We start from the raw sequence: 3,108 nt of genomic DNA, 5'->3' as shown, positions 1-3,108 counted from the left end.
GTAAGCGTACGGCCTCGGGCGTGTTGCGGCATTTTGGCTCGGCGCTGATGGACCTCCGGTAAGGAGTCTCTTTCTGGACTCCAGAAGGAGGCTAAGTGAAGGATCGGGTGGAGATCATTGCGCGCACCGAGCGACGCAGGAAGTTTTCGGACGCCGAGAAGGCGGCGATCCTCGCCGAGGCAGATGCAGACGGCGTATCGGTCCGTCAGGTCGCTGAGCGCCACGAGATTGCCGAGAGCCTGATCTATAACTGGCGGTCGGCGCGCCGCCAGGCAGCGGCCATTGCCAGTGAGGCGCTCGAGTTCATTCCCTACGGGGCAATCATAACGACGGAGTCTAGGGCCGCACCGACGGTGCCGGAGCCCCAGAAGGCGCCGCGACCCGTTCCGTCGCCGATGCCGCCAGCGCCGGAGGAACTCATCCGCCCGCATCCCGGTGCCCGCCCTGGCGCGATAGACATAGACCTGCCCAGCGGCGTTCGCCTGTCGGTAGACAGCTACGTCAACGAGAAGGCGCTGGCCCGAGTGCTGCGTGCATTCCGGGACGTATCGTGATTTCGCTGGCGCCTGGAACGAAGGTGTATCTGGCAAGCAAGCCGGTCAGCATGCGGCTTGGCTTCGATGGGCTGGCGGCATTGGTCCGCCCGCTGTTTTCGGTCGAGCCCTACGGCGGGCATGTTTTCCTTTTCCGCAGCAAGAGCGGCAATTACCTGAAGGCGCTGCATTGGGATGGGACCGGGCTTTGTCTGTTCGCCAAGCGTTTGGAACGCAGCCGTTTCGTCTGGCCACCGCTCATCGAGGGCGGTGTCGTGCTGACCCCAGCGCAGTTTGCGCTGTTGATCGAAGCAATGGATTGGCGGCGCACAGTAGCCCCCGATCCGCCCCGCCTGCCGATGCAGATTTAACGCGATAATCGCCGCATTTCCGGGCTTTCTGCTTGGGTGGAAGACCGGATTCTGCTATCGGGAAGCGTGTCTCCCGACGATCTCGAACTTCCTGCTGATCCCGCAGAACTGCGCGCTTTTGCCGAGGCGATGCGCGCACGTCTGGCGGCTTCGGAGCAGGCGCTGGAGGCCGAACGGGTGGCCCATGACGAGACCCGCGAGAAGCTTCAGACTGCCCAGAACTCGATCAAATTGACGACGCTGCAGATCGAGAAGTTCAAGGTCCAGTTGGCTCGCCTTCGGCGCATGAAGTTCGGTCAATCTTCGGAGCGCCTGGCCCTCCAGGCCGATCAACTCGAGCTGACGCTGGAGGACCTCGAGGCCGAGCATGCCCATGCCGAGTGCGTGATCGAGGGGCATGTGCCCGAAGATGCTTCGGCCAAGGCTGCCCCTCGCAAGCCTCGCCGTGCTCCGCTGCCCGACCATCTCCCTCGCGACGAGGTTATGCACGCAGCGCCGGATGCCGACGGCTGTTCTGACTGCGGCGGCACGATGGGCAAGCTTGGCGAAGATGTGACCGAAGTGCTGGAGTATGTCCCCGGCCGCTTCCGCGTCGTCCGTCATGTCCGGCCCAAGCTCTCGTGCAACCGCTGCGATGCAATCAGCCAGGCACCCGCTCCGGCGCTTCCCGTGCCGCGTGGCCGCGCTGGTCCCGGCCTGCTGGCTCACGTCATCATTTCCAAGTTCGCCGATCACCTGCCGCTATACCGCCAGTCACAGATCTACGCCCGTGAGGGCGTGGAGATCAGCCGTTCGACGATGGCGGACTGGCTTGGTCAGGCAAGCTGGCTGCTGCAACCGCTGGTCGATCGGATCGCCGATCACGTCATGGCCAGCGTGAAGCTCCACGCCGACGATACACCCGTTCCCGTGCTGGCGCCGGGGACCGGGAAGACGGCAACCGGGCGGCTATGGGTGTATCTCCGCGATAACCGACGATGGAGCCATCTGGACAAACCGGCAGCGCTGTTTCGCTATAGCCCCGATCGCAAGGGTGAACGACCGCGCGAGCATCTCAAGACCTTTGCGGGCTTCTTGCAGGCCGATGCCTATGCCGGTTTCGAGCGCCTATACGCAAGTGACCGCCAGCCTGCGCCGATCACGCCCGTTGCTTGCTGGGCGCATGCCCGACGTAAACTGAATGATGTCTACAAGGCAGACCCGAACTCAGCTGCGCTCGATGGGCTGCTGATGATCGGTGAGCTTTACGACGTTGAGCGGCAAATCGCGCGCGAACCCGCAGATTTCCGTCGCAAGGCTCGTAAGCTCTCAAAACTCAAGGCGCTGGATTTCTTCGCGTGGGCTGACGATGTGCTGTCCAGGGCATCGGCCCGGTCACCGCTGGCGGAAGCGTTGCGTTATGCCGTGAAGCTGAAGCCGCAATTGCTCGCCTACACCGACGACGGCAGGTTGGAGATAGACAACAATCCGGCAGAGAATGCCCTCCGGGGAATCTGCCTCGGCCGCAAAAATTGGCTTTTTGCAGGTGCCGACTGTGGTGGGGAGCGTGCTGCTGCCATGTATTCACTGCTGGAAACGGCCAAGCTCAATGCCGTCAATCCGCAGGAATGGCTGGCTGATGTCCTCGACCGCATTGGCAAGGGGCATCCGATCAACCGGATTGACGAACTGCTCCCATGGAACTGGGCAGTGCTAGCCTGAGTGGTCAGCACGATCTACAAACTGCTCATGATTCAAAAAATCGCCATCTATGCAGCAGGCATTTTGATCTTTGCCATGATCTTCGTACTCTCGACGCCTGATCAGTACAGTAGAGAATACAAGCAGGCGCAATCAGATTATGAGGCCGTCTTAAATGGCAAGGCCATCACTCTTTCGGGAGTGAGATTTTACAAGAGACGGAATGGCGGGATTTATTATCTCCCAGGAGGACAAAGCGAGAGCATCGCCTGCATTCGCTGTCCAGTTGATTGGACTCACCGAGCGCAGATCAAGGAAATCGACTACGTGACGGGTAAAGACGGCAGGAAAATAGCCATCGCCGTTAGGTTAGGATCGGGAAAAGCCCTAATGGACCGGGCCGGTGCAATAGCCGCGATGCAGCAGGTGCATGAACGTCTGAAAGATCTGACGTCCTCATAAAACACAAGTTGAAAAGCAAAATTCAGCCCAATGGTATCGGACGGGACTCGCCGGACGCTTAC

General features: G+C 60.7%; 4 protein-coding genes. All 4 read left to right on the top strand.

What is annotated here, in order from left to right; translation table 11 throughout:
- Window positions 1-95 precede the first annotated feature (95 nt).
- The 4 genes from tnpA to V2S85_RS26875 all read left to right on the top strand — a co-directional run bounded on the left by tnpA (window position 96) and on the right by V2S85_RS26875 (window position 3,046).
- On the top strand, window positions 96-554 hold the full coding sequence (gene tnpA, locus V2S85_RS26890) for an IS66-like element accessory protein TnpA (RefSeq protein ID WP_330705846.1): 459 nt from the start codon (window positions 96-98) through the stop codon (window positions 552-554).
- Complete coding sequence (gene tnpB / locus V2S85_RS26885; protein ID WP_330705845.1) at window positions 551-904, top strand: IS66 family insertion sequence element accessory protein TnpB; 354 nt, start codon at window positions 551-553, stop codon at window positions 902-904. The genes tnpA and tnpB overlap by 4 nt, the downstream gene beginning before the upstream one ends.
- 66 nt (window positions 905-970) lie before the next feature.
- Complete coding sequence (gene tnpC / locus V2S85_RS26880; protein WP_419198241.1) at window positions 971-2,605, top strand: IS66 family transposase; 1,635 nt, start codon at window positions 971-973, stop codon at window positions 2,603-2,605.
- Entirely contained in the window at window positions 2,606-3,046 is a 441-nt protein-coding gene (locus V2S85_RS26875) for a hypothetical protein (RefSeq protein ID WP_330705843.1), read from the top strand. It begins immediately after the preceding gene.
- Window positions 3,047-3,108 lie beyond the last annotated feature (62 nt).

Source organism: Novosphingobium resinovorum, from assembly GCF_036352595.1.
Lineage (GTDB): Bacteria > Pseudomonadota > Alphaproteobacteria > Sphingomonadales > Sphingomonadaceae > Novosphingobium > Novosphingobium resinovorum_B.
The sequence above is the reverse complement of the archived record's forward strand: the minus strand, read 5'-3'. Positions and strand labels throughout refer to the sequence as shown.